The organism is Exiguobacterium sp. s157 (assembly GCF_018618205.1).
GTDB lineage: Bacteria > Bacillota > Bacilli > Exiguobacteriales > Exiguobacteriaceae > Exiguobacterium > Exiguobacterium chiriqhucha.
Window position 1 is genome coordinate 548,703 of sequence record NZ_JACSLQ010000001.1, and the last position, 18,456, is coordinate 567,158.

Sequence of the window (18,456 nt, forward strand, 5' to 3'; positions counted from 1 at the left end):
AAACTGGTATGATGTTCTCGGAACAAATGACCGAGAGGAGGCGGGTATCGGGATGAGCCGATACCCAATTTTTATGAATAAACCATTACAAATCGCATTAGATGGACCGGCTGGGGCCGGCAAGAGCACGATCGCGAAAACGCTCGCTAAAAAACTAGGGTACGTCTATATCGATACGGGTGCGATTTATCGCGCCGTCACGTATCGCGCGCTTCAAGACGGCGTCGGTCTCGAAGACGGTCCGATGCTCGCTGAGATGATCGACAAGATGGATTTACGTCTCGTCCCGTCCGAAAACGGTCAACGCGTGTTCGATGGCACGGAAGAAGTGACCGATGTCATCCGGACGAGCGAAGTGACGAACAACGTCAGCTTCGTCGCACGCCAGCCGGAAGTACGGGCTGCCCTTATGGATTTACAGCGTGACCTCGCCAGTAAAGGCGGAATCGTCATGGACGGCCGCGATATCGGCACGCACGTCTTACCAGGCGCCGACTTGAAAGTGTTCATGACGGCGACGGTCGAAGAACGGGCCCGCCGCCGCCACGAAGAGAACGTATCGAAAGGATTGCCGAGTGACCTCGAACAATTACAGCTCGAGATCGCCTTGCGCGACAAACGCGATTCCGAGCGTGAGGTCGCCCCGCTTCGTCAGGCCGACGATGCGCATTATCTCGATACGACCGAGCTGTCGATTGACGGCGTCGTCGAGGCGATCGAGCACTTGATGAAGCAGGTGATTGAACGATGAAACCGCTCAACAATGGACCGTTCGGCATGTATCGTCTTGCGGTAGGTGTCGTCAATATCATCCGCAGATTGAGCTTCCGCGTCGAGTATATCGGGCGCGATAACGTCCCACTCGACGGTTCGATGATCGTCTGTTCGAACCATCAATCGAACTGGGACCCGGTCATGCTCGCCGGGGCGATGCCGAAACAGCGTCAGCTTCGTTTCTTCGCGAAAAAAGAGTTGTTCGACGTGCCGGTATTGAAACACATTTTGAATCGGGCTGGACAGATTCCTGTGTCACGCGGGGAAGGAGACCGACAAGCACTCCGGGTCGTCTTGCAAAAGTTGAAGGAAGACGAGGTCATCTCGATTTTCCCAGAAGGAACGCGGTCAAAAGACGGTACGCTCGGCAAAGCCCAAGCAGGCGTCGGGTTCTTCGCGCTCCGTTCGGACGCGTCGGTACTTCCGGTGGCGATTATCGGGACGTATAAGTTCCGATCGAAGTTAAAGGTCGTCATCGGCCAACCGATCGACATGAGCGGCTTGAAAGCGGACAAGGCGAGCGCCCAAATCGCGGCCGACTTGATTATGACGACAATCGGTGACTTGTACATGCAGCATTCACGGAACGTTCGTTAATTTCAGGTTTAATCTCGCGCCAGGAGAGGAACTAACCTGATAACACCTTGACAAATCTTTCGAATTATAAGAAGTTTATACTAGGTGTAAGCGCCTTAGGGCGCTCCTTTTTGTACTCATCGTGAGGGGGTAGTGTTGGAATGGTCGAAGAAATGAAAGATATGCCTGATTTTGAAATCAATCGAGGTCAAATTGTGACCGGTACTGTCGTCAAAATCGAGGACAAGCAAGCGTTGATCGATATCGGTTATAAAACCGAGGCAATTTTACCAATCAGCGAAGTATCAAGCATGCATTTAGACGATTTAAACGAATCACTCCATGTTAACGACGAAATCCGTGTCAAAGTGAAAAAGGTCACGGACGAAGAGGTGGTCGTTTCGAAGAAAGACGTTGATGCCGAGGCAGCTTGGGATCAAATCGTCGAGAAATTCGAATCCGGCGAAGTATTCGAAGTCATGGTAAAAGACAAGGTCAAAGGTGGACTTGTCGTTGACATCGGTATCCGTGGATTTATCCCGGCTTCGCTCGTAGAGAACCATTTCGTCGAAGACTTCTCATCCTACTTGAATAAACCAATTACGGTTAAAGTCGTCGAGATTGACCGCGAGAAAAATCGCGTCATCTTGTCGCATAAAGCGGTTGCCGAAGCGGAAATGAGCGCCAAGAAAGCGGAGACGCTCGAATCGCTTGAAGTCGGTCAAATCATCGAAGGGACGGTCCAACGTCTCACAGATTTCGGTGCGTTTGTCGATATCGGCGGTGTCGATGGCCTCGTCCACATTTCGGAAATGGCGCATAGCCGGGTTGAGAAACCGAGCGATGTTGTGACTGAAGGAGATAAAGTCAAAGTGAAAGTGCTTGGACTTGACCTCGACAACGAGAAAGTGAAGTTGTCGATTAAAGAGACGCAGCCTGGACCGTGGGAATCGGTAGAAGGTAAAATTCAGCCAGGTGACGTGATTGAAGGGAAAGTCAAACGTCTCGTCACGTTCGGTGCGTTCGTCGAAGTCGCACCACAAGTTGAAGGTTTGCTCCATATCTCGCAAATTGCGAACCGACACATCGCGACACCATCTGAAGTCTTGTCAGAAGGCCAAGAAGTAACCGTCAAAGTACTCGACGTCCATCTTGACGAGAAGAAAATCTCGTTGTCGATGCGTGCGCTCGAGTCGAGCGATTCATCACGTGGCGACGCGGATCAATCGTTGCTTGACGAGTATAGCGACCAAGGAGGTTTCTCTGTCTCTGAATTGACAGGTGACGAGGCCTCGGACGATTCTAAATAAGACGATCGTTCAAGCGGGAGCCAGACTCCCGCTTCTTTTTGTATGGTCACAGAAATTCGCCTGTGATATGATAGTACAGTTGCAATTAGAAACGATAGACTTATTGAATGAAAGTTAGAGAGGTGTTTATATGGGAATTCCAGCAGTGGCCATCGTAGGCCGCCCGAATATTGGGAAATCCACGATTTTTAACCGGATTATCGGAGATCGCGTGTCGATCGTCGATGATAAGCCCGGTGTAACACGCGACCGCATTTATGGGACGGGTGAGTGGTTGAACCGTAAGTTTCATTTGATCGACACAGGCGGAATCGAGGTCGGTGATGAGCCGCTCCTCGTGCAAATGCGGCATCAGGCCGAGCTTGCGATCGATGAGGCGGATGTCATCGTCTTCATGGTGAACGGACGCGAAGGCATTACAGCAGCAGACGAAGAAGTGGCGAACTTGTTGTTCCGTTCGAACAAACCAGTCGTCCTCGCCGTCAACAAAGTCGACAACTTCGAGATGCGCGAACTCATGTATGAGTTCTATTCACTCGGATTCGGCGATCCGTTCCCGATTTCAGGGACGCACGGTCTTGGTCTCGGGGACTTGCTCGACAAAGTGCTCGACATGGCTCCAGACAAAGACGACTATGAGTACAATGAAGAAGTCATCCAGTTCTCGCTCATCGGACGTCCGAACGTTGGGAAATCGAGCTTGACGAACGCGATTCTCGGTGAAGAACGCGTCATCGTCTCGGACATCGCGGGCACGACTCGTGATGCCATCGATACACCGTTCACACGGGATGGGCAAGAATACGTTATCATCGATACGGCAGGGATGCGCAAGCGTGGGAAAGTGTATGAATCTACCGAGCGCTACAGCGTCATGCGTGCCCAAAAAGCGATTGAACGCTCGAACGTCGTTCTCGTCGTCATCGACGGTGAAGAAGGCATCATCGAGCAAGACAAACGTGTTGCCGGACTCGCCCATGAAGCGGGGAAAGCCATCGTTCTCGTCGTCAACAAATGGGACGCCGTCGACAAAGACGATAAAACGATGAAGAAAATGGAAGAGAAGATTCGTAAAGAATTTTTGTTCCTTGACTATGCACCGATCGTCTTCTTGTCGGCGCTCACGTCGAAACGATTGCAGACACTTCTGCCGGTCGTCAAAGAAGTGGCTGATTCACATCGCCGTCGCATCTCGACGAGCGTCTTGAACGACGTCATCGTCGACGCAGTCGCGATGAACCCGACACCGACGGACAAAGGACAACGACTCAAGATCAACTACGCGACGCAAGTGGCCATCGAGCCGCCGACGTTCGTGTTGTTCGTCAACGATCCAGAGTTGCTTCACTTCTCATACAAACGTTATCTAGATAACCAGATTCGCCGCGCATTTGACTTTACTGGTACACCGATTCATATCGTGGCTCGTCAGAAAAACTAGTAATGGGGGTGCCTCCTATGGCAAAAGTAGCTGTCATCGGCGCAGGGAGCTGGGGAACGGCGATATCGCTCGTCCTCGCTGACAACGGACATGATGTTCTACTATATGGACGTGAGGAAGACCACGTTCATGAAATCAACACGGCCCACACGAACGCGACCTATTTGAAAGACGCACCGTTGCCGACTTCGATTCGGGCGACGACAGACTTGGCGGAAGCGGTCAAAGATCGTTCCATCGTATTCCTCGTCGTCCCGAGTTCGGCGATTCGTCCGGTGTCGCGTGAGTTGAACGCGCTCCTTACGAAACCGGCGGTCATCGTGCATGCCGCCAAAGGAATCGAACCGAAGACGCATAAACGTCTGTCGGAGATTATCGCCGAAGAAATCGACCCGTCGAAACGTCGGGCCATCGGTGTCTTGACGGGACCGACGCATGCCGAGGAAGTGGCCGTCCGTAAATTGACGACCATCACAATCGCTTGCGAGGACTTGGACGTGGCCGATGAGATTCAAGAGTTGCTCACGAACGATCAGTTCCGGGTCTATTTGAATTCGGACGTCATCGGGGCGGAGTACGGGGGCGCACTTAAAAACATCATCGCGCTCGCCGCAGGAATGACGGATGGGCTCGGCTATGGCGATAACGCCAAAGCGGCCCTCATGACACGCGGGATCGTCGAGATCGCCCGGCTCGGGGTCAAACTCGGTGCCAACCCGGCGTCGTTCTCCGGCTTGACGGGAATCGGCGATTTGATTGTCACGGCCACGTCTCAGCATAGCCGTAACTGGCGAGCCGGGAACGCGATCGGTCGCGGCGAGAAGCTCGGGGATGTACTCGGTCAAATGGGCATGGTCGTGGAAGGAGTGCGTGCCTGTGAGGCGGCGCATACGCTCGCTCGGGAAGCCGGTGTCGAGATGCCGATCACAGAGGCCCTCTACAACGTGTTATTCGAAGGTAAGAGCCCACACGATGAAGTACAAAAGTTAATGAGACGCCCGCAGAAGCATGAAATGGAAGAAGTGTTCCATTTCGAAGGCGACGTAGAGCAAAGGGACTGACGTTTTCGTTCAGTTCCTTTGTTTTTTTTGCTACACTAATGTACGGAGCTAGATTTAAAGAGAAAGTCGAGGGGATAGACGTGACACCGTCACTGATCAAGATGTGGATTTCATTTGCGGGCATCGGGGCGTTTGCCATCGCCGCGCTCATGGTGGCAGTCAGCCATACGAAACTAACGGGATGGTTCGCGGCACTCGTCCGCGTCATCGCATTCGTCATATTTTTATTTGGGACGATCATCATGATTTATGTGGTCGCTTCAGGACCGACAGGAGGATAAGACGTGAAACGGATTTTTTTGGTCGCGAGTCTATTGGCGGCGACCGTGCTCAGTGGATGTATGTTCCCAGATTCGAACCGGGTCGATAACGTCCCGTATGAAGACCAACTGAAGTCGGTACAGACGGCCGTCGACTCGTTCAAGGAGACGACCGGGGTGTTGCCGATTAAAACAAGGCCGGCCGAGACGCCACTCATGGAACGTTATCCGATCGAGTTCGCCCGGCTCGTCCCCGGTTATTTAGCCGACCCGCCGGCAAACAGCTTCGAAGGAGGCGGTCTGTTCTTGTACGTCCTCGTGGACGCCGAGACGGAGCCGAAGGTCAAACTCATTGATTTACGTGTGTCAGAAAGCTTGCAACAGTTACAGACGAATATTAACGCGTTCCGGGCCAAAGAAGGCAAGTTCCCGTTTGACGGGTCGCTCGGAAAGAATCAATTCACGATTGATTATGATCTCGTCTTCGTCTCTGAAGAGCCAAGTATCCCGAGTCCGTACACGGAAAACGAGTTGCCGATCTATGTCGACGGGACCGGACAATTATTTGTCGACTACCGTGCCGACTTGGAAGCCGCCCTCGAGAACACGGATGTAGAGCCAAAAGTCGGTGAGGACATTCGGTATTTGCTCTATAATGACTCCCCATTCGCTCCGGCTTATTCGCAAGGGTACACGATTAATGAACAAGGTGAAGTCGAGTTTTTAAACAACTGATTGACTGAGCGGGTCGAATATAGGCCGATTGCTTAAAAAATGTTGTCATATCAACGTTTGTACGATATGATTAATCCCGTAAACTCTCAGTGAGAGGAGGTGAATCGTGATGAACAAAACTGAATTGATCCAAGCAGTTGCGGAGAAAGCAAATGTTTCGAAAAAAGAAGCTACACAAGTTGTAGAAGCTACTTTCGAATCTATCACTGAAGCACTCCAAAACGGTGATAAAATTCAATTGATCGGTTTTGGTACTTTTGAAGTTCGTGAGCGCGCTGCCCGTAAAGGTCGCAACCCACGTACGAAAGAAGATATCGAAATCCCGGCAAGCAAAGTTCCTGCCTTCAAAGCAGGTAAAGCGCTTAAAGATGCGGTCAAATAATGGGCAATACATAAGTCGCCGAAAGGCGGCTTTTTTTGTGTCGGAAAGCGAGTTCACATGGCGTGAATGTGACAAAAATGTGCTATACTATGTCAGAATGACAACGAAGAGGACGAGGGGGGATAGCATGGAACAGATGACATACGAAACCGTTGTCACCGACCTTGCTCGTCAAATCGAAGAACGCATGAACCATCCGTATTTGACGAGACACGAGATTGTACCCGTAGTCGACATGCCTTTACTTCGTTGGATGGTCGAGATGATTGAAATCGAATCGAATCAACAAGGTCAGCTCGTGCTTGCGACGTATTTTGCACATCAAGCACTTGAACTGCACGATCAAGTAAAGGATTGCCCGAACGGCTCGCTCGAGCGGCAACTCAAAGTGCTCGCCGGCGATTTCGCCTCGGCTCAATTTTATAAAATATTGGCACTGTTTCCTGCCGACTATAGCAATCGCTTCGGTCGGTCGGTCCAGCTTGTCAATGGGGCGAAATGTACGCTCGCGCTTGATGCGGACGTATCCGTCACGACTTGGATGGAAGCGAACTTCGGATTGATTAAAACGTTTTCTGAGGTGATAGGTCGGTCCTACTTGACCACATACGGAAAAACGATCATCGAACGAAAGGCGACAGTACTGCGCCAAGATCAACGAGAACAGCTAACGACGCTCCTGGCGCACGCTGTCGCTTAGAACGGAAAGGATGTTACGTATTGCAACCGAAAGAAAAAGAGCAAAAAGTATATGACGTGTTTCAATCAATCTCACCGAGCTACGATACGATGAACTCGATCATCAGTTTCCGTTTGCATAAATGGTGGCGCAAAGCGACGATGCGTCGCATGCAAGTGTTCCCGGGCGCGAAATGTCTCGACGTCTGCTGCGGGACGGCCGACTGGACGATTCAACTCGCCGAGGCGGCTGGTAATACCGGTGTCGTCAAAGGTCTTGATTTTTCCGAGAATATGCTCGCGGTCGGCCAAGAGAAAGTGGCCGATTATCCGACGATCGAACTCATCCATGGTAACGCGATGGCATTGCCGTTCGGGGATCACTCATTCGACTACGTGACAATCGGCTTCGGCCTTCGCAACGTACCGGATTACATGACGGTGCTCCGTGAACTGCACCGGGTCTTGAAACCGGGCGGGACGGTCGTCTGTCTCGAGACGAGCCAACCGACAGCACCGCTGTTCAGCGAACTGTATCGCTTCTATTTCGGCTCGGTCATGCCGTTATTCGGAAAAGTGTTCGCCGGCTCATACGATCAATACAAATGGCTCCAAGAGTCGACCGACCAATTCCCGGACCGGTTGACGCTAAAACGCATGTTCGAGACGGCAGGCTTCGAACAAGTCGAAGTGAAGGCGTTCTCCGGCGGTGCGTGTGCCATGCACCTAGGAAAGAAGTGGTGACCGATGTCTTTGAAGCGACTTTATCGCCACATGAACCGAGAGATTGAGCAGATTGATCGCTTCTTGTCGACGCGGGTCCATACGGATCACCCGGTCATCGAGGCGGCCTCGAAGCAACTGCTTGATGCGGGCGGGAAGCGGATCCGTCCGGCGTTCGTATTGCTGAGCGCTGGTTTCGGGCAAGCGAAAGACATCCGCTTGACGAAAGTGGCGGCGAGTCTTGAACTGATTCATATGGCCTCGCTCGTCCATGATGACGTCATCGATGACGCCACACTTCGCCGGGGCAAACCGACCGTCATGGAACGTTACGATGAGCAGGTTGCGATGTATACAGGGAATACGTTGTTCGGCGAAGCGATTCGACTCGTCTCTGAGGTCGACTCGCCGCGCGTGATGGAAATCATGGCAGACACGATGGAACTGATTTGTATCGGTGAAATCAATCAAATCCAAGACCAATACGACTGGGGCCAGTCCCCGAAACGATATCTCGATCGGATTGCCCGAAAGACGGCGCTCTTGATTGAGACGAGTTGTGCGGCCGGGGCCGTCGTCTCAGGGGCGTCACCCGAAGTCGTCAAACAGCTGCGGCTGTTCGGCTATGACATCGGGATGGCGTTCCAAATGACGGATGATTTGCTCGATTTCACCGCGAAAAGTTTTCAGCTTGGAAAGCCGGTCGGAGAAGATTTGAAACACGGCCATAAAACGTTGCCGCTCTTCTATTCAGCGGAAGACCCTGAATTCTTTGGTCGGTTGCAGCAAGTCAACCAGTCGTCCGATTACGCGACGACCCATACGCTCGTTCGTGAAGTGCAGCGCAACGGGACGCTCGAGCGAAGCCAACGAACAATCGACCGGTACGTGAACCGGGCGATTCAACGTCTCGATGGCTTGCCGGACGTACCGGATAAGCGCTCGCTCATTGAAATCGCCGAGTATATCGGGAAACGAAAATGGTAACAACCACCTTGTAAACCCTTTCAATAATCAAGATGACCGTGTAAACTAATAAAGTACATGGTACACATATTGATTTAGGGGGATTAGGGGAATGGAAAAAACATTTTTAATGGTAAAACCGGATGGAGTGAAACGCGGTCTGATTGGGGAAATCATCTCGCGCTTCGAAACGAAAGGATATACGTTGAACCGTCTTGAGCTATTGACGCCATCGGTTGAAGTCGCACAATCGCATTATGCGGAACATAAGGAAAAGCCGTTCTTTGGAGAGCTTGTCGAATTCTTAACGTCTGGTCCTGTTGTAGCGATGGAGTGGGAAGGCGAAAATATCGTCGCCGTCTCTCGATTGATGATCGGGAAGACGAACCCGTTGGACGCACAACCTGGAACAATTCGTGGCGATTTGGCCTCGACGATGTCACAAAACGTCATCCATGGTTCAGATAGCGTGGAGAGCGCAGAGCGTGAATTGTCACTCTGGTTCGCCACTGAAGCATCACACGTTTGATGACGATAAAAGGGACGGGGGCCTCCTGTCCCTTTTTATATTGGGATTAAAGCGCTTTCGCTTGTTTTGGCACGACATGATCTAGGAGAAGAGAAAGAATTGAGGTTGGAACTGGTGATAAATGATTATGCCATCTTCGTAAAAAAGTTTTATATGAAGTCGGGGATTGACTTAAACCTATACAAAGAAGCCCAGATGAAGCGACGTATGATTGCACTTCGCGAGAAGAAAGGGTATGCCACGTTTATCGAATACTTCAAAGCGATGGAGTCGGACCGGGGCTTATACGATGAATTTTTAGATCGCATGACCATCAACGTGAGTGAATTTTACCGGAACCCGGTCCGTTGGCAGCAACTAGAGACGGACATTTTGCCGGAACTCATCCGTAAGAGCCAGGGCAAGTTGCGCGTCTGGAGCGCGGCGTGCTCGACGGGTGAAGAACCGTATTCGTTGGCGATGCTGTTATCGAAACATTTGTCACCCGCACAGTTCACAATCACGGCGACGGACCTAGATGACGTGGTGATCGAAAAAGCGAAACAAGGCAAGTATCATGAGCGGGCGCTCGTCGACTTGCCATCAGAGTTTCGGCAGCGTTACTTCACCCGCCGTGGAGATGACTATTACATCACAGAGGACATCAAAAAATTAGTGACGTTCAAAAAACATAATCTGCTGGCCGACGTGTACGAGCGGAATTTTGATTTAATCGTCTGTCGTAACGTCTTGATTTATTTCACCGAGGAAGCGAAAGAGAAAGTGTATACATCGTTCCACCGATCGCTCCGACCAGGCGGTGTCCTCTTCGTCGGAGGGACCGAGCAGATCTTTCAACCGAAGCGATACGGCTACAAGATGAAGCAGAGCTTCTTCTACGAAAAATTTGAAGAATGAGGTGGCAGTTATGCGTTATTTGACGGCAGGAGAATCGCACGGGCCTGGACTTTCAATCATCATCGAGGGTGTACCGGCCGGGCTTGAGGTCGATGTGCAAGCCATCAATGCGGAACTCGCGAAACGGCAGTCCGGCTACGGCCGCGGCCGCCGCATGCAAATTGAATCAGACCGAATCGAGGTGAGGGCCGGCATTCGTCACGGGGTGACGACAGGGGCCCCTATTTCGTTCTGGATCGAGAACAAGGACCATACTCATTGGCGGAACGTCATGCAGGCCGAACCGATCGATGCGGACGTGGAAATCAAACGCCGCGTCGTCCGCCCGCGACCAGGACATGCGGACCTCGTCGGCGGCTTGAAATACGACCATCGTGACCTGCGAGACGTCCTCGAACGCTCGAGCGCACGTGAGACGGCCGCCCGGGTCGCCGTCGGCGCCCTGAGCAAACAACTGCTCGCTGCTGTCGGGATGTCGCTCGTCAGCTATGTCAAAGTGATTGGCGGGGTCGAGGCCGATGCCTCATACGAGTCGCTCGACACATTGCGCGCCACGATCGAGGCGTCACCGGTCCGGACGATGGATGAGACGGCAGGCCAGGCGATGATGCATCGAATCGATGAGGCGAAAGCCGCCGGTGACTCGCTCGGAGGTGTCGTCTGTACGGAAGTGCATGGTGTCATCCCGGGGCTCGGATCGTACGTCCAATATGACCGGAAACTCGATGCGGCCATCGCTCGCGCCGTCATGAGTGTCAACGCCATCAAAGGCGTCGCGTTCGGTGATGGGTTCGAGATGGCGTATCGACCAGGGTCGGAAGTGATGGACCCGATCGCTTATGGTCCCGACGGCTATACACGCCTGAGCAATCATCTCGGCGGTTTCGAAGGTGGGATGACGACTGGGATGCCGATTGTCTGTACCGCAGTGATGAAACCGATTCCGACACTTTACAAGCCGCTCCAATCCGTTGATGTCGATACGAAACAACCGTTCCTCGCCCAAATCGAGCGAAGTGACGCCTGTGCCGTCCCGGCCGCATCGCTCGTCGTCGAGGCCGTCGTCGCGTTTGAGCTCGCCCGTGAGTTATGCGAGACGTTCGGACATGATACGGTCGGGCGCATCCAAGCGCGCGTCGACGCGTACCGCGAGGAGATTCGCACGTGGTGACGATTCGCGTGAACGCCTCGACTCCATATGACGTCACAATTGAACGAGGGGACGCCTGGCTCGACCGCGTCCCTTACTTCTCGTGCTCGACCGTGTGGGTCATCACGGACGAGACGGTAGATCGCCTGCACGGGAAGGCGTTTCGGACTCGTCTCGAGGCAAGCGCGCGTCCAATCGTCTGGTCGGTCGTCCGTCCGGGCGACGCATCGAAATCGCTCGCGACGATCGAACGTCTCGTCGCGGACGGGTTGACGTCTGGCTGTGACCGGGACACGCTCGTCGTCGCCTTTGGCGGCGGCATGATTGGCGACTTGGCCGGCTTTTTGGCGAGTGTTTATATGCGTGGCCTGCATTACATACAAGTGCCGACGACAGTTCTCGCCCACGATTCAGCCGTCGGCGGAAAAGTCGCGGTCAACCATCCGCTCGCCAAAAATGCGATCGGTGCCTTTTATCAGCCAGCGGGCGTCCACTATAACGTCGACCGTCTCGAGACGTTGACGGACCGAGACATACTGAGTGGGCTCGGCGAGTTAATTAAACATGCCTACTTGTCACGATACGTCCTCGGGCACTCGTTCGAGACCGAGCTGTTCACCGCCTTGGCGCAAGGACCGCTCGATTGGGAGGCGTGGCTCGCGCGTGGGATTGAAGTGAAACGACAGGTCGTCGAGACCGATGAACGGGAACACGGCGTAAGGACTTGGCTGAACTTTGGTCATACGTTCGGCCATGCGTTGGAGTCGGTCGAGGCGTACCGATTAGCGCACGGGGAGGCCATCCTATACGGAATGGTGTACGCCTTCCTTGTCGCCGGAGACGTCTCACGCGCGGAAACGCTCGCCGGATTCGTGAAACAGCAAGCAATCACGCCGGTCGTCTGGCAGCCATTCGAGGCGTATCTCGAGGTGATGGGCCACGATAAAAAGAATCGAACTGGACAGATTCGCTTCGTACTGCTCGGTGAAGAAGTGACCGTGACGAGCGTCACGGCCGAACGGCTCGTCGAAGCGTATAATCAGTTGAAAGGGTGGTTTTAAGATGGGATTGAACGGATTGATACGCGTACCGAGCGATAAGTCGATCACGCACCGGGCGTTATTGCTCGGGGCCGTGGCGCACGGACAGACGACGGTGTACGACCCGCTCCTCGGTGAGGATTGCCGGTCGACGCTCGAGGCGATCCGTCGTTTGGGCGCACAAGTCGATGAACAAGCGGAACGACTCGTCATCACTGGCAGCCCGTCGCTCACGTCGGCGGAACTCGATTGCGGGAACTCCGGCACGACGATGCGTCTCTTGACGGGACTGCTTGCAGGCTACGACGGTACGTTCACGCTCACCGGCGACGCCTCGCTCTCGAAGCGACCGATGCGTCGCGTCACTGCCCCGTTGCGCGCCATGGGAGCCGACCTTGCAGGTGACGTCGCTCCGCTCCACATCCGCGGGAGGGCGTTGACGGGCATCGATTACACGTTGCCTGTCGCGAGCGCGCAAGTGAAATCGGCCATCTTATTGGCTGGACTCCGTGCGGACAGCCCGACGATCGTGCGCGAGCCGGTCTTGTCGAGGGATCATACCGAACGCATGCTGCCGCTGTTCAACGGGCAGATTGACATCACCTCGGAAGAGGGGGTTCGGACGATTCGGCTGTCGCCGTCCGTCCTGGAAGGCGCGACGGTGGCCGTACCGGCTGACCCGTCCTCGGCCGCCTTTTGGTGGGCCGGGGCCGCGCTCGTCCCGGATAGTCGCGTCACGACGACCGACGTCTGTTTGAACGAGACACGGATTGGCTTTTTGCGCACGCTCGAACGGATGGGGGCGCACGTTGACGTGACGAACGTCCGCGCACTCGGAGAAGAATCGGTCGGGGACGTCACCGTGTCGACGAGCACGCTCCATGGCATCCGGTTGGACGGGACCGCCATCCCACATCAAATCGACGAGTTGCCATTATTCGCCCTCGTCGCGTCGCAGGCATCGAGCCCATCGTCGGTCCGGGATGCGGGGGAGCTCCGCGTAAAAGAGACGGACCGGATTCAGACGGTCGCGAGCGAATTGAAGGCGCTCGGTGTCGACCTTCGCGAGACGGATGACGGCTTTGACGTCTATCCGAGCCGTTTGCACGGGGGACACGTCACCTCGCACGGAGATCATCGCTTGGCGATGATGCTCCAAATTGCGGACTTATTGACGACGGAACATGTGACGATTGACGACGTCGAGGCAGCGGATGTGAGTTATCCGCGCTTCCGTGACGATTTACAACGACTCGGTCGTGAGATAGAATAACGTCAATACGAGTAGCCGCTAGGAGGAATTTTGACGATGTTAGACGAAACAGAATTAAACCATATCATTGAGATGCTTGAAAAAGGTGAGACGGAGCATGCCCTCATGCATCTCGAATCGCTCGAGAAGGAAGGGTCGGACGAGGACCGGTTGGCCATCGCCGATCTCTACCTCGAACTCGGCCTCGCCGATCGGGCCGTCAAGTTGCTCGCGGCGCTATATGTCGATTATGCGGGCAACCCGCACGTCGCCTTGTCGCTCGCCGAGGCCTACTTGGACAGTGACCGGGAAGAAGAGGCGATTGCCGTCCTCGAGAAAATCGATACGACGGACAAGGAAGCGCATATGCGCAGTCTCGTCCTCCTCGCCGATTTATATCAATCACAAGGGTTGGACGAGGTCGCCGTCAAGAAACTGATGGAGGCGCTCGAGACGAACCCGGACGAACCGCTCCTCATCTACGGATTGGCCGAGTTGTACGCGTCGATCGGCTCGTTCGAACAGGCGGTCCCGCTGTACGCGCGTCTGCCGCACTTGCGCTTGCCGGAAGAACTCGATTATCAGGCCGATTACGCGGAGGCGCTCACGATGATCGGCTCTTTCGAAGAGGCACTCGATGAGTATGAGAAGGCGGAAGACCGCAACTTGAACACGATTTTCGGTCACGCCATGACGGCCCACCGCATCGGCCGTGACGAAATTGCCGTCAAACAGTTTGAGTCGCTTCGCTCGATGGACCCCGACTTCACGTCGCTCTATCTGCCTTACACGGAAGCGCTCGACGAACTCGGCCGCTTCGATGAGGCGCTCGAGGTGATTGGCCAAGGGATTGACCGCGACGACTACAACGATGAGTTGCGCACGGTAAAAGCGAAACTGTTCTTGAAACAAGGTCGGACAGATGAGGCGGTCACGGAATTGCGCGAGGCTCTCGCGTTGAATCCGGAGTCGCTTCAGGCGACTGAGCTGCTCTTATCGGTCTTGTTCGAAGGTGGGGACATGGAGGCCGTCCTCGAGACGATCGATGCGCTCGAGGAACATTCGACTTCCCCGCTCATGACATGGTACAAGGCGAAAGCGGCCTATGAACTTGAAGACTATGATACGGCCGTCACGTTATACCGGTCGATCGAGCAAGTTTATAAAGAGGACGTGTCATTTGCGATTGAATGGGCTACACTATTGATAGAAGAAGGACAGCGTGACCAAGCGCAACAAGTGCTCGAGCAAACGCTTGCGCTCACTGTCGATGTCGATGACCGCCAAGCACTTGAAGAGCGGCTCGAACGGTTGACGGATCACGATTAAACGATATAAAGGAGATGGGGTCATATGGTCGAGCGGAAAAGAACATTTTTAAAGCGATTCCTCGCTCATCATACGCTTCGTAAACGAGAAGCCAAGTGGATTATCGACTACTGGCTCAGACATCCAGAAAAACTCGGGAACGTTCATTTCGTCACGAACGCCTCGGTCTCACCGCGCAGTTTGATCATGACGGCGTATGGATTTGACGGCGAACCGTTCCGTTACCGTCGGGGTGACCTCATCACGGTCAATCCCGAGAAGGCGTATCACGACATCCGGCTCCACGACGGCGCCATCTACGTGGAGTTGAACTTTCAAGGCATGATGATTGATGAGCTGTGGATTGATATCGTGGAATTGAATCCGTTCGAACCCGTCGCCGAAGTGAAAGACGAAGTGACGACGTCGGCCCAGACGGTCATTCGGGCCTCGGTTGCCCAGTTCGAGGAGGAGCGTCTGCTCGTCGAAATCGATAAGGCACTCGACCGACGGGACGAGAAATTGTTCCGCAACTTGACGAGCCAGCTCCATCAAGTCCGAGCCTCAAAATTATTTTAATAAAAACAAGCGCTTCCGTTATGGTAAGCGCTTGTTTTTTGGTATATTAATGACGTAGGAATACACAATAATTTCACATTTCGTTCATAAGTTTCGCAGAGGGAACGATTGTAGGTACGCTACAATGAACATAATGATGTATGTCTAATGGAGAGGAGGAGGAAGATGAGGTTCGATGGTCTAGACGCGATGAAGTCGCTCTCAGAACGCCAATACGTCGATACGCTCGTCGTCCCGCTCGTCGAACTGGCGTTTGATGAGGACATGGTGCGCAAAGCCGAAGGAAACGAAGTCATCCAGGCGGTGGCACTTGAAACCGAGCGCCAATTGTCCGGCCGGACGATGCTAAGCCCGACAATCAGTTATGTCGACGCGGAGGCAGGGCGTGCGCTCGCCGAACAAGTTACTGTTCAGGCGACGGCATCGGGGTTTACCCACGTGTTGTTCATCTCCTCGGATTTGCGTTTCAAGGGCTCTGAACTGCCGATTATTTTCGTTCCGCCGCTTGCGTTGAAAGGCATGTCCGGCGAGCAGTCGCACACGATGGTTCAAAATTTTGCGACGCAAGTCATTACCGATCTTTCGAGCCGTTGGATGGCGACATGAAGCGGTTGACGTGGAGGTTTTATTGATATACTATTTTGTTGAGTGAGAAATTTTTGTGAAGAATGCATAAAGAATTATGGGGTTATGCACACGAATGAGGGGGGAACGAAATGGCTCAAAATGGGTCAAAAGTCACACGCCGTCAGTTCTTAACGTATACGTTGACTGGTGTAGGTGGCTTTATGGCGGCAACATTGATCAGTCCGATGGTCAACTTTGCGATCGATCCGGTCTTAAAAAAATCGGGAGCGGGCGATAAAGTAAAAGTCATCAGTCTTGATGACATCACGACTGAGCCGCAACGTGTCGACTTTAAGAAACAAACGCAAGATGCTTGGTATGAATTTGAAGAAACGCTTTCGGCGTGGGTATTTAAAGATGAGAGCGGCGAAATCATCGCCTTGTCTCCAATTTGTACGCACCTCGGCTGCCAAGTAGGATATGGTGGAGACCCGACTCGACCGACAGAATTCTTCTGCCCGTGTCACTTCGGTCGCTATGAGAAAGATGGAACGAACATTCCTGGTACGCCTCCGACTGCACCACTTGCACGCTACGAAAAAGAAGAAAAAGACGGCTTCCTATACTTGGGCAGTCCAGTCGCACAGTTGTGAGAGGGGGAATAGTCGATGTTACAAAAAATTTATGATTGGGTCGATGAACGCGTCGACATCACGCCGTTATGGCGCGACATCGCTGACCATGAAGTTCCAGAACACGTCAACCCTGCCCATCACTTTTCAGCATTTGTTTATTGCTTCGGCGGTCTGACGTTCTTCACGATCGTGATTCAAATTCTGTCAGGGATGTTCTTGACGATGTACTATGTACCAGACATCATCAACGCGCACGCGTCGGTGTACTATCTTCAAAACGAGATCGCGCACGGACAAATCGTTCGTGGGATGCACCACTGGGGCGCATCGGTTGCGATCGTCATGTTGTTCTTACATACGCTCCGCGTATTCTTTACCGGGTCGTATAAGAAACCTCGCGAACTCAACTGGGTCGTCGGTGTTCTCTTGTTCTTCGTCGTCTTGGCGCTCGGTCTTACAGGGTACTTGTTGCCGTGGGATATGAAAGCGTTGTTCGCGACGAAAGTTACACTTCAAATTGCCGAGAGTGTCCCGGTCATTGGTGGTATCGCCAAAACGCTTCTCGCCGGTGGCGAGATCGTCGGCGCACGGACGCTCACGAACTTCTTCGCCATTCACGTCTTCTTCTTACCGGCGGCCTTGTTCGGACTCCTCGGAGCCCACTTCTTGATGATTCGTAAGCAAGGGATCTCAGGACCGCTATAAGCCGATTCGAAGACAAAAAGGAGGAGAAACGATATGCATCGCGGTAAAGGGATGAAATTTGTAACCGACTCTCGAGTAGGAATCTCGAATCGGAAACAAAATATTGCTAAAGACTATTCAGAGTATCCAGGACGCACGGAAGCGTTCTGGCCGAACTTCTTGTTGAAAGAGTGGATGGTCGGTTCGGTCTTCTTGATCGGATTCATCGCCTTGACGATTGTCGAGGCCCCACCGCTCCAAAACATCGCCGATCCAACGAACACGTCATACATTCCGCTTCCGGACTGGTATTTCTTGTTCTTGTATCAATTGCTCAAGTATCAGTTCGCAGCAGGGGATTGGATCTTGCTTGGAACGGTCATCTTGCCAGGGGTCGCTTTCACGGCGCTCTTGATCGCACCATGGCTCGACCAAGGACTCGAACGCCGTCCGGCCAAACGTCCGGTCGCCATTAGCTTCATGTTGCTCGGCGTGTTGTCGATTTTCTACTTGACGTGGGAATCGGTTCAAACGACGCACTGGGATCAAGTTCATGAACAAGGAATCTTGGAAGTTCCGGGCGAGGGCCCTGAAATCGATACGGCCGCACCTGGCTATGAGATTTACTCGGCTCAGTCTTGTGTGAACTGTCACGGTCAGAACCTCGAAGGCGGGGCAGCAGCTCCTGCACTCGTCGGCACACAGTATACGGCCGAAGAGATCGCGGATATCGCGGTCAACGGTGTCGGTACGATGCCAGCCGGTCAATGGGATGGTTCGGATGAAGATCTCCAAGCCATGTCTGAATTCATCGCTTCATACGGTGAAGGCGGCGAAAACAACCAATAATCGATTGGTTCAAGAAGCGTGGCCCGTCTAACGGGTCACGCTTCTTTTTACTTCGCCTCC

The 18,456-nt window shown here is 53.4% G+C and carries 22 protein-coding genes; all 22 read left to right on the forward strand.

From position 1 onward, the window contains the following. The first annotated feature begins 73 nt into the window (after positions 1-73). Positions 74-751, forward strand: coding sequence for a (d)CMP kinase (gene cmk / locus KNP67_RS02845; RefSeq protein WP_214755947.1), 678 nt, complete (start codon positions 74-76; stop codon positions 749-751). Then, a complete protein-coding gene (locus KNP67_RS02850) occupies positions 748-1,371 on the forward strand; it encodes a lysophospholipid acyltransferase family protein (protein ID WP_021067190.1) in 624 nt (207 codons plus the stop codon). Before cmk ends, KNP67_RS02850 begins: the two co-directional genes overlap by 4 nt. 140 nt (positions 1,372-1,511) lie before the next feature. Next, positions 1,512-2,660 carry a 30S ribosomal protein S1 gene (rpsA, locus tag KNP67_RS02855; protein WP_021067191.1) on the forward strand — a complete coding sequence of 383 codons (1,149 nt, stop codon included), beginning with the start codon at positions 1,512-1,514 and terminating at the stop codon, positions 2,658-2,660. 130 nt (positions 2,661-2,790) lie between these two features. Beyond that, entirely contained in the window at positions 2,791-4,101 is a 1,311-nt protein-coding gene (gene der, locus KNP67_RS02860) for a ribosome biogenesis GTPase Der (protein ID WP_021067192.1), read from the forward strand. A 17-nt stretch (positions 4,102-4,118) separates the two neighbouring features. Continuing rightward, entirely contained in the window at positions 4,119-5,162 is a 1,044-nt protein-coding gene (locus tag KNP67_RS02865) for an NAD(P)H-dependent glycerol-3-phosphate dehydrogenase (protein ID WP_214755820.1), read from the forward strand. A gap of 80 nt (positions 5,163-5,242) precedes the next feature. After that, positions 5,243-5,443 (forward strand): DUF2768 family protein, encoded by a 201-nt coding sequence (locus KNP67_RS02870; protein ID WP_021067194.1) that lies wholly within the window; start codon positions 5,243-5,245, stop codon positions 5,441-5,443. Positions 5,444-5,446: 3 nt separating this feature from the next. Beyond that, a complete protein-coding gene (locus KNP67_RS02875; RefSeq protein WP_021067195.1) occupies positions 5,447-6,157 on the forward strand; it encodes a hypothetical protein in 711 nt (236 codons plus the stop codon). A 109-nt stretch (positions 6,158-6,266) separates the two neighbouring features. Further along, complete coding sequence (locus tag KNP67_RS02880; RefSeq protein ID WP_021067196.1) at positions 6,267-6,539, forward strand: HU family DNA-binding protein; 273 nt, start codon at positions 6,267-6,269, stop codon at positions 6,537-6,539. Between the two features lie 127 nt (positions 6,540-6,666). Continuing rightward, positions 6,667-7,239: a heptaprenyl diphosphate synthase component 1 gene (locus tag KNP67_RS02885; RefSeq protein WP_214755825.1), complete on the forward strand. Its 573-nt coding sequence runs from the start codon at positions 6,667-6,669 to the stop codon at positions 7,237-7,239. Positions 7,240-7,259: 20 nt separating this feature from the next. Then, a complete protein-coding gene (locus KNP67_RS02890; RefSeq protein ID WP_021067198.1) occupies positions 7,260-7,961 on the forward strand; it encodes a demethylmenaquinone methyltransferase in 702 nt (233 codons plus the stop codon). A gap of 3 nt (positions 7,962-7,964) precedes the next feature. After that, positions 7,965-8,927, forward strand: a complete 963-nt coding sequence (locus KNP67_RS02895) for a polyprenyl synthetase family protein (protein ID WP_021067199.1) — start codon at positions 7,965-7,967, stop codon at positions 8,925-8,927. A 91-nt stretch (positions 8,928-9,018) separates the two neighbouring features. After that, the gene (gene ndk / locus KNP67_RS02900; protein ID WP_021067200.1) at positions 9,019-9,435 is read left to right on the forward strand and encodes a nucleoside-diphosphate kinase; all 417 of its coding nucleotides are present in this window, start codon (positions 9,019-9,021) and stop codon (positions 9,433-9,435) included. A gap of 117 nt (positions 9,436-9,552) precedes the next feature. Continuing rightward, positions 9,553-10,332 (forward strand): CheR family methyltransferase, encoded by a 780-nt coding sequence (locus tag KNP67_RS02905; RefSeq protein ID WP_029595663.1) that lies wholly within the window; start codon positions 9,553-9,555, stop codon positions 10,330-10,332. A 10-nt stretch (positions 10,333-10,342) separates the two neighbouring features. Further along, a complete protein-coding gene (gene aroC, locus KNP67_RS02910) occupies positions 10,343-11,503 on the forward strand; it encodes a chorismate synthase (protein WP_214755826.1) in 1,161 nt (386 codons plus the stop codon). Next, positions 11,497-12,543, forward strand: a complete 1,047-nt coding sequence (locus tag KNP67_RS02915) for a 3-dehydroquinate synthase (RefSeq protein ID WP_029595661.1) — start codon at positions 11,497-11,499, stop codon at positions 12,541-12,543. Before aroC ends, KNP67_RS02915 begins: the two co-directional genes overlap by 7 nt. Position 12,544: 1 nt before the next feature. Then, positions 12,545-13,795, forward strand: a complete 1,251-nt coding sequence (gene aroA / locus KNP67_RS02920; protein WP_029595660.1) for a 3-phosphoshikimate 1-carboxyvinyltransferase — start codon at positions 12,545-12,547, stop codon at positions 13,793-13,795. 36 nt (positions 13,796-13,831) lie between these two features. Beyond that, positions 13,832-15,103 (forward strand): tetratricopeptide repeat protein, encoded by a 1,272-nt coding sequence (locus KNP67_RS02925; protein ID WP_214755828.1) that lies wholly within the window; start codon positions 13,832-13,834, stop codon positions 15,101-15,103. 24 nt (positions 15,104-15,127) lie between these two features. Continuing rightward, positions 15,128-15,661: a ReoY family proteolytic degradation factor gene (locus tag KNP67_RS02930; RefSeq protein WP_021067206.1), complete on the forward strand. Its 534-nt coding sequence runs from the start codon at positions 15,128-15,130 to the stop codon at positions 15,659-15,661. A gap of 165 nt (positions 15,662-15,826) precedes the next feature. Beyond that, positions 15,827-16,267, forward strand: a complete 441-nt coding sequence (locus tag KNP67_RS02935) for a DUF2487 family protein (RefSeq protein WP_021067207.1) — start codon at positions 15,827-15,829, stop codon at positions 16,265-16,267. A gap of 110 nt (positions 16,268-16,377) precedes the next feature. After that, positions 16,378-16,881, forward strand: coding sequence for a QcrA and Rieske domain-containing protein (locus KNP67_RS02940; RefSeq protein ID WP_021067208.1), 504 nt, complete (start codon positions 16,378-16,380; stop codon positions 16,879-16,881). A 15-nt stretch (positions 16,882-16,896) separates the two neighbouring features. Continuing rightward, positions 16,897-17,568 carry a menaquinol-cytochrome c reductase cytochrome b subunit gene (qcrB, locus tag KNP67_RS02945; RefSeq protein ID WP_021067209.1) on the forward strand — a complete coding sequence of 224 codons (672 nt, stop codon included), beginning with the start codon at positions 16,897-16,899 and terminating at the stop codon, positions 17,566-17,568. A 33-nt stretch (positions 17,569-17,601) separates the two neighbouring features. Continuing rightward, positions 17,602-18,396: a menaquinol-cytochrome c reductase cytochrome b/c subunit gene (locus KNP67_RS02950; RefSeq protein WP_021067210.1), complete on the forward strand. Its 795-nt coding sequence runs from the start codon at positions 17,602-17,604 to the stop codon at positions 18,394-18,396. Positions 18,397-18,456: the final 60 nt, after the last annotated feature.

What these genes read in the sequence shown, in the direction of transcription:
- cmk (WP_214755947.1), top strand. Translation starts at nt 74, where the DNA reads ATGAATAAACCATTACAAATCGCATTAGATGGACCGGCTGGGGCCGGC.
- KNP67_RS02850 (WP_021067190.1), top strand. Translation starts at nt 748, where the DNA reads ATGAAACCGCTCAACAATGGACCGTTCGGCATGTATCGTCTTGCGGTA.
- rpsA (WP_021067191.1), top strand. Translation starts at nt 1,512, where the DNA reads ATGGTCGAAGAAATGAAAGATATGCCTGATTTTGAAATCAATCGAGGT.
- der (WP_021067192.1), top strand. Translation starts at nt 2,791, where the DNA reads ATGGGAATTCCAGCAGTGGCCATCGTAGGCCGCCCGAATATTGGGAAA.
- KNP67_RS02865 (WP_214755820.1), top strand. Translation starts at nt 4,119, where the DNA reads ATGGCAAAAGTAGCTGTCATCGGCGCAGGGAGCTGGGGAACGGCGATA.
- KNP67_RS02880 (WP_021067196.1), top strand. Translation starts at nt 6,267, where the DNA reads ATGAACAAAACTGAATTGATCCAAGCAGTTGCGGAGAAAGCAAATGTT.
- KNP67_RS02885 (WP_214755825.1), top strand. Translation starts at nt 6,667, where the DNA reads ATGGAACAGATGACATACGAAACCGTTGTCACCGACCTTGCTCGTCAA.
- KNP67_RS02895 (WP_021067199.1), top strand. Translation starts at nt 7,965, where the DNA reads ATGTCTTTGAAGCGACTTTATCGCCACATGAACCGAGAGATTGAGCAG.
- ndk (WP_021067200.1), top strand. Translation starts at nt 9,019, where the DNA reads ATGGAAAAAACATTTTTAATGGTAAAACCGGATGGAGTGAAACGCGGT.
- aroC (WP_214755826.1), top strand. Translation starts at nt 10,343, where the DNA reads ATGCGTTATTTGACGGCAGGAGAATCGCACGGGCCTGGACTTTCAATC.
- aroA (WP_029595660.1), top strand. Translation starts at nt 12,545, where the DNA reads ATGGGATTGAACGGATTGATACGCGTACCGAGCGATAAGTCGATCACG.
- KNP67_RS02925 (WP_214755828.1), top strand. Translation starts at nt 13,832, where the DNA reads ATGTTAGACGAAACAGAATTAAACCATATCATTGAGATGCTTGAAAAA.
- KNP67_RS02930 (WP_021067206.1), top strand. Translation starts at nt 15,128, where the DNA reads ATGGTCGAGCGGAAAAGAACATTTTTAAAGCGATTCCTCGCTCATCAT.
- KNP67_RS02935 (WP_021067207.1), top strand. Translation starts at nt 15,827, where the DNA reads ATGAGGTTCGATGGTCTAGACGCGATGAAGTCGCTCTCAGAACGCCAA.
- KNP67_RS02940 (WP_021067208.1), top strand. Translation starts at nt 16,378, where the DNA reads ATGGCTCAAAATGGGTCAAAAGTCACACGCCGTCAGTTCTTAACGTAT.
- qcrB (WP_021067209.1), top strand. Translation starts at nt 16,897, where the DNA reads ATGTTACAAAAAATTTATGATTGGGTCGATGAACGCGTCGACATCACG.
- KNP67_RS02950 (WP_021067210.1), top strand. Translation starts at nt 17,602, where the DNA reads ATGCATCGCGGTAAAGGGATGAAATTTGTAACCGACTCTCGAGTAGGA.